Origin of the sequence: Mesorhizobium sp. LCM 4576, from assembly GCF_001854815.1 — a bacterium.
In the GTDB taxonomy this organism is placed as follows: Bacteria; Pseudomonadota; Alphaproteobacteria; order Rhizobiales; family Rhizobiaceae; genus Mesorhizobium; species Mesorhizobium plurifarium.
Genome location: NZ_MDDT01000056.1, coordinates 21,782 through 29,321 on the forward strand (window position 1 = coordinate 21,782; position 7,540 = coordinate 29,321).

Sequence of the window (7,540 nt, forward strand, 5' to 3'; positions counted from 1 at the left end):
CCGGACCGGCATCGGCGTCCACGTCAGACGTATCGCCGACGTTTCCTGGCGCGCCTTCCCCGGCGCCCRCTCTTCGATGTGCGGCTCCATGTAAGTCCGAAATCATTTTGCCGGCTATTCACCGCCTCTGGCGCCAGTGCTTTCAGGCATACGCACTGGCTCGGCCATCCAGTCGCGGTCTAACCAGCTGAGCTTGGGAACCCCCAGCCCAAGACTGCCTGCGATGCTGACGGCGAAATCAGGTATGATTGGGTAGGCCGCGACACAGAGTCCGACAAGTGCGAAGGTCACTGCGCGGGCCGCGGTCCGGTTAAGCGCCTCGTTTTCCTTCGCTGCAGCTGGAACGTGCAGCACTGAACATGAATAGCGGCCGATTGCATCGACGAACGCCTCGATTGCACGCGTCAGCTGACGCACGTCCGGGTAATCCGCTTCGAAACGCGCTCGCACTTCCGCGTTGAAGCGTCTGYACTCCGCCAGGAACGCAATGTCGGTGGCTGACCACTGGCCAGGACAAGGGAGCTCATCGGTTGCGACCCGCTCGATGACCTGGTTAGCCTTCGCGGTCGATCTTAACAGCCGTTCGTCCCAGAAATTCCGTTTCCATCTTTCGTAAGAACTCAGGGAGAAGTCCTCAACACAACCGTCCGGGCGCCGGCGACACAAGTAGAAGCGAAGCGGCTCGCCGGATCCTTTTGCAATGATATCGTTCACCCAGATTGYGTGATTTCGTGATGTTGAGAACTTCTTCCCATCGAGAGTGAGCATCTGATTTACGAAAATCCGTCGAGGGAGCAWCTCGTGCAGATCAAGCGCCGAAAGTACGCCGGGAATGACCAACAAACGTCCGAAGGCGTTGTCCGYGCCGAAAAGAATGTTCAGCTCCGGCATCTCGTCCCGCGGAATTTGGTACCACAAGGCAGGGCATCCGCTCTTTTCCCTTATCATTTCTAAGGCAAGCAAGTGCCGAGGCACGTGTTCGATGGTGATGTTGAACCGCTGACACTCAAATCCTGGGATTGGAAGCCGGATTCCCTCTCGGGTTGGATTAGAGATGCAGACTTCCGGAAGCCCCMGCCTCAGCCAGGATTCGATATAGTGCTTGGCGTAAATGGGCAGGAAGGACCGCGAGGCGAAGGATTCGAGGGCGTCATGCATTGGAGCGAGGTTCAGGAAAAGGCGCTTCAGCGGGCGACGTTCCAGGGAACGCCCCTCGAGATCAACCGGATCCTGAAGTTCGGCATCGAGGACCAGCGCGCCGCAATCCTCGCATTCATGGCCGGAAGCATAGCCGCCGCAATAGGGACATTTGCCGTGGACAAAGGCGTCAACCCTGAACCGCCCGCTTTCCACGTCATATGGGACCAAATGCTCTCTTTCAGCGATCAGGCCCTTGCTACAAAGTCGCTTGAAGACCTCGAGAACGACCGCCTTGCCGCGGCGGTCAGGCTCTGTCTTAAGGAAGATATCCGGGACTGCGTTGAGCCGATCCAGAGCCTCCTGGAAAGAAGCTCTATTTTTCTCCGCGAGCTGGTAGTATTCCAGTCCTGCAGCGTCGGCCGCAATTGCAATGTGCTCAAGATGACCGTGCGTGCCCTGCAGCACGAAGACCTCTCGGTCGCCGGTCTCAGCAATTCGGCGCAACACATCCGCGTGGAGGAACGGTCCTGAGGCATGACCTATGTGYATGTGCCCATTCGGGGTAAGCATGGCGGGAACCAGCAACAACGGTCTGTCTTTTGCCGTCGCTTCCTTCGTGGAAATCGCCTCTTCGAACGCTGCGCGGCTGTGCCACCACATCGTCTGCATGACTGCACCGCTGTCCAACGCCTCAATTCTATGCCTGCGCAGCGGGTCGACCCTAATGCTCTCTCCGCCAAGCAGCAGGAAGGCCTCTTCATCCAGGTGAATTCGAACGCCGCCAGAGATCACTGTCCAAAATTCGACTTCCCCGTGGTTGTGACGGCAAGTGGTTGCGCCCGAACTGAACTTCAACAGCCGTACCGAAACGTTACCCCCTTCTGGGAAGGGATCATGCCTGACGATGCCGCCATCAATCGAGACAGCGACCGCACGTGCGTCATTTTTGAGATCTATTATTTTTGGATAGATCATTTCGTTCCACTCTCGATTTTCGGGGGGCATTCAGCTGGCAACATATCCGGGCGGTCCGCAGGGGGTTGAAAGCACGCGCCATTCTGCAACGCCTTCGCCACGACCGCTGCGCGCTCGGCCAGACCGCCGAGTGTGTGCTCCGTTGGGCCCCGAAGGCCAAAAGAGTGGTTCATGAGGAAAACGCGAGGTCGCGGACCGGAGCGGYGCAATGCCGTCTGACCGAGATCCACTTCAAACGACTCGTCGATAACGAGAGCGGCGTCTTCGATGACTGGTTGCAGCGTTTGGAGGAAGGATAAATGGCGACGGTTCGAAAAGCCCGTCGCGCAAACCAGAAGGTCAATTTCAAGCGTTGTCAGGTCTTGGCTGCTTCCGATTCCGCGAAGGTGAAGACGAAAGCTATCCTCAACACGCTCCGCCGCCGTGATTTCCGTATACGGAAACAGTCTGAGCCGATCGCGTCYACACACTTGGTCTTCGAAGCGAAGATCGTAGATGCTTTTTAGGACGTCTTTGGTGACGGTGGAGAAGTTCGTATTCCTCGTGTCGGTAAGAAACCTATTGCGATCTTCGGGTGGCAGCTTCGCGAGCTTTAGCGAGTGTGGATAGGTGTAGAAGTCATTTACAAACGGGTTGTCATCCGTCTGTTCAAAGAGGTGGCGCCGGCCAACGACGATAACTTCCGATACTTCCCGATCCTGAAGCAGGAATCTGACTATCTCGCCGGCGCTTTGCCCGGACCCGACGACTGCAACGCGAGCGTTCGCGTTGATCTTTCCCTCGTTCGCAGGGGACAGGAAGAAGTTTGAATGCACCACGCGGCCGGGATCCACGGCCAGTTCTTCGGGAACGTATGGTTCATGCCCAAGGCTTACGACCAAGTCGTCAGCTTCGGTTTCCGAAACGTCCCCGCTCGACACATCCCGGACAGTGACCACAAGCGTTGGGGTTCCCRATGGCTTCTCGCCGAACCTGACTTCCACCGCCTCCTTGCCGAAACAAATCTCATTCGTAAAAAACCCGCTTACCCAGACCAGATAGTCGGAGAACAGCTTCCTTGAAGGATATAGTTCGTTCGTATGAATAAAGTGGTAGAGAAGCTCTCTGTCGTGCAAGAACGATAAAAAAGTGAATGGGCTTGCCGGATTCCTCATGAACGCCAGGTCCTTGAACAAGGAGACTTGGAGCCTTGAATCCTCGAAAGCAATGCCTGGGTGCCATTCTGCACTGCCGCGGCGCTCAAGGACTTCCAGCGAATCCAGAACCGAGGAAMCCCATTCTTTCAGGCACGTCAGCAGTGCAAGGTTTGCTGGTCCGCTGCCCACGAGCAGTGTTTTCCGCTTTTGCATGACCGGCTCCAAAAATCATGGTTGTTTCCAACAGCCCAGTTGCGCGCTCGGCTAAGACAGCCATCCGGCTTCCCCTCATTTTTCCGAGGGCCATCGAGGCGACTTCGGCGAGAGTGGCTTCACCGGGGTGTATGGCGCCCCGCAACTGTTTGCGCGTGACGCATTCCACGGCTGCGGCCACTGGAACCGCGGTCGCGATAGCCATGCTTGAGAAGCCTCGTTCCTGAAGTGCGGAGCGAAGGATGCACGTCCAGCGGCCAGGTTTGCGATGGCGATCCTCAATGGCCACATCAAGGATGACCTGGTCGCCATGTTCCTTTGGGCTCCGGCGAGTTAAAAGCGCTTCCGTGACGTGCTTGACCCGCAGGCGGGTGCTCCCGATCTCAATCTCCTCGTCGGACAGCAGCCCGAGGCGATGCAACATCCGAACGCCATCCGCAAAGCCCGGCCATMGCACAGTCAATTGTCGGAGGGTCGGAATGCTGAGATGAGTGYTTGCGGCAGTCGACGGAACCATTGCGTCATCGTATGCCTCAAGAAGTCCGACACCCTCCACGAACAGCGAAGACACGCTTTCAAATCGATTTCGTGTTACGGCTCGCCCATTGACTCGAGCCAACGCGGGCCTCTGCTCTATGGGCAGCCGACGTCCAAAGGCGAGAGCATAGTTCAGTGGAGGTTCTGGAATTTTGGGAATCCCTCCGCAATGAGTTACGATGCTCTCTAAGCCGTCTAGTTCAGCTGCTGCCAGTGAGATTAACGATTCAACCAATCCTGGTTCGAGACCCGCTCCCAAGACTACCGGCGGACCGTTAGGCGGCATCCGGGCGATGTCAGGATCCTCGGGGTCTGGCCTGCCGACGCAAATAATAGGGGTGTGTAGACCTGCCTCGTGCATTTGTTGCGCGAGTTTGCCGACCAGATTTCGGCAGTCGTTCCAAGACGTAGCCATGATCAGCGATCGTGCTTGAATTGAGTGCGCGCATGGACCAAATGACCCGTCGAAGCGGACGTTTTTGAGGTCGCCCAGAAGCCCTTGCGCCGTAGCAAGCACAGAATGGCTCCTGTCAATCAGGACAACCGACGTGTCCGGCTGGCCCGCAAGTTGAAGGGCCACCGCCCGACCGACTGGCCCGGCTCCGATGACGACGTGTGACCTCCCGCACATCGTGGTTTAGCCTTTGTTGCTCGCTACGGTCGAGACCGGCTTGCGGCGCGTCGTGCGATAGCCAACAAGAGCAATAGCCGTTTGCAGCAGGGCCAAGCCGGCAATTAACAACGTCAGTGTATTGTACCCCAGGTGAACCGAGACGATGCCGGCAGCGAAAGGGAAGAAATACAAGCCAAGGAAATAGGAAAGACTGAAGATGATCTGCACCAAGGTTCGGGACTGCGGCGCAGTCACGCGGACAGCTTCTGCCTGCATCAGGGGATACGATAGCCCGTAGGTTATGCCGGTCGCCAGCGATCCCACCGCGTAAATAACAGGATGGCCCGGAGAGTAGTGGAAACCGAGAAGCGAAATAACCATCCCGCCCAGGAGTAGCGGCAAGATCCGATCGGCCGCACCGCGGCTCACGCGCGGACCAATTGCAAACCTGGAGCCGACTACGGCTATCGCCCAAGAGCCAAAAAATATTTCATACCGAAGACCGGAATTGTTCGCAAATRGAGCTTGGAAGTTTATCAACGTGGTGTAAATGCTTGCCGACAGCAGTACGAGTACAAAAAACATTGCGGAATTGCTGAAGAGAAGAGTGAAAAGCTCCCGTGCAAGCGAGGCGTGGTTGGGAATATCGGCGTCGCGGATGTTCGCCGCACGCTGCGCTGCCCACGATGACAATGCGGAAGCTGCCGTCGCCGCAAGCATTGCCAGAATGAACATGTCCAGCGTGCCCAAGCCGGTGAACCGGGCAAGCAGGCTGCTTAGCAGAGGTCCGCAGGTTACCCCTAAGGTTGAGAATGCAGAGTAGGCCATGAAACTCGATGACCGGTCTGCATCGCTTGAGAGGGCGGCAATGCAGATCGAGCCCACGGTGAAGTGCAGCGCCCATCCACCCGATTGCAGCATGTAGCTCAGGAAGTAGGGGAGGGTCGCGCGCACCCCCGAAAACTCGTTTAGGAGGATGGTCGCGCACCCCGCTGCATAGAGGAGGCCGCCGATAGGTGCAAGCCTTCGCACGCTAAAGTGCCGGGTGAGCGAAGGACTGATCAAGACGATTAAGATGGCGGTCGCCATGCCTGCTGCCGAGATCGAGCCAAAGAAGATCTCGTCTCGCCCAATCGACAACAGGTAAACTGGAAGCAGCGCAAAGATGCCCATCGCGAAGGAAATCAGGCATCTTTCAGCGATGAACATACGCCTATACCACAGAATGCGAGTACTGGCGGTTGAAATAGTGTGGCGGTTCATTCTGAATCCATGAAGTTGTGCGCTGTGTCGCCCAGAGCGATGTTGTATTGCAGGGCTATTCGGACGTTCCGTGCACGCATATCTTGCCGTGCTAAGAGCACGCGTGCGCAAGCCCTAAGTATCGCTTTGCTCCAACCCTCCATCTTGGCTGCCCGTGCCATGAACCACGACAGTCAGCCTGCTGCCCGCCTGACAAAAGAGATGGTCAAGATTCATGCCAGTTTGACCGATCGAGCCGTAGAAGGAGTTTTGTGGTTTCTTTTCAGTCGATTAGCCTGGAGAAGAGCTAGAGATCGGCTAAAGAGGCCCCTATCGTGAACTCGACAAACCCGACAGAACATGTCGGGCGCCGCCTTTGAGGCGGCTATGCCTGGCTTCGGTGAGTCACAACTACCATAAGGAGTTGAGAGACGGGGAGGGGCTCAGACAGGCCGCCGCGAGATGCGGTACGACACGATGCCGATGCTGCCGCGCGGAACGCGCCTGCGACCACGCATTATCCCGGTGGGGCGCAACAGCGATCGAACTTCGAGGCTAAATGCGGTCGGACGATACGCGCGCCTCAACGGCCGATCCCGAAGAGGGCCTCCACCGAAAAGCCAACGGCGCTGAGACTGGGCGCTGCCGCATCTGGGATCGGTGGGGACCTGTAGCAGTGGGTCCATGCCGACCCGGTTTATATTAGCCCGGGGCTCCCATCGCGGACGTGGCGGTGCCTTAACCAATAGAGCCTCGCCCTATGGGCAGGCGATCATGCCCGGAGCCGGAAGTCTGCGGTCCGAAAATTTTTCTGGACGAAATGTGCTCGGTGCCGATTACACATCGCTGGCGCGTTAGCAAGCCGGCCTGCATTGCGATTATATCGGCMGCGATGGTCCGGTCACTTTCATCTTCGTCGGATGGGCAACAAAGGCGGTCCCCTTTCGCGTTCTGCGGCCGCCTCCTCTGCCGGTCAACGTTCCTTATTGCCGCATTCCAAGGCCTCAATTGATGTCTAGGATGAAGCGCCGATTAGGTGAACGGATAGGCCGAGCGTTGTGGGGATAGAGCGAGACAAATCGAGCAATATCCGCAGCGTCGACCTCTACCGGTTCTTTTGCCAACATCCATTCAACGCTCTCGGTGCAGGGCGGCGTCGTCAATGATCCCTCATAGGTCCAGTAGCTGAGCGAGGCCGGGAGAAGCCCGCTGGGATCGATATCGGCGRCCATTGACGCGCCTGGCCGCGCAGGAAAAACTGCTGCCAGGCTTGCAAAGCTGGCATTTGTCGCGCCTGGTCTCAGAAAGACTCCCAGGACGCCAAAGCTGTCGCTCTTTGTGTCCTTGTGAACGAAATGCGCTTCCATCGGGAAACTCTTGCCAGCTATGCGATGCTCGCTTGGCGTATGAAAATGGAATTGGATCAATTCGAAAGTACGATCCCCGCGGGTGAGCGTGCTGCCTCCCGGCGTATTGATTTGAATGGTATGCCCGTTATTCACCAACTTGCAGGGGCCCTTGTGCCAATCTACTGAGATACGCGGCATGTCGGCCTTGACGGCGTCGGTAATATCAATAGGTGACTGCTGCGTACCCGCCGAACAGACGAAATTCTTCCTGTCCAGATCGGCCCAGTGCTCGGGCCCCACCTGACCAGTGTATCCCCAATGGGCCCCATCCGCCC

Annotated in this window: 5 protein-coding genes; all 5 read right to left on the reverse strand. The window is 57.3% G+C overall.

Annotated elements, in window-relative coordinates; translation table 11 throughout:
• Positions 1–114: 114 nt before the first annotated feature.
• Positions 115–2,115: a class I tRNA ligase family protein gene (locus LCM4576_RS25760; protein ID WP_071035319.1), complete on the reverse strand. Its 2,001-nt coding sequence runs from the start codon at positions 2,113–2,115 to the stop codon at positions 115–117.
• Positions 2,112–3,464, reverse strand: a complete 1,353-nt coding sequence (locus LCM4576_RS25765; protein ID WP_083361531.1) for a SidA/IucD/PvdA family monooxygenase — start codon at positions 3,462–3,464, stop codon at positions 2,112–2,114. The genes LCM4576_RS25760 and LCM4576_RS25765 overlap by 4 nt, the downstream gene beginning before the upstream one ends.
• Entirely contained in the window at positions 3,355–4,632 is a 1,278-nt protein-coding gene (locus LCM4576_RS37820) for a saccharopine dehydrogenase C-terminal domain-containing protein (protein ID WP_083361532.1), read from the reverse strand. Before LCM4576_RS37820 ends, LCM4576_RS25765 begins: the two co-directional genes overlap by 110 nt.
• 6 nt (positions 4,633–4,638) lie before the next feature.
• Positions 4,639–5,823 (reverse strand): MFS transporter, encoded by a 1,185-nt coding sequence (locus LCM4576_RS25775; protein WP_071035322.1) that lies wholly within the window; start codon positions 5,821–5,823, stop codon positions 4,639–4,641.
• A 1,037-nt stretch (positions 5,824–6,860) separates the two neighbouring features.
• Positions 6,861–7,540: carbonic anhydrase (locus tag LCM4576_RS25780; RefSeq protein ID WP_083361534.1), on the reverse strand; the 680-nt coding region annotated here is incomplete at its 5' end.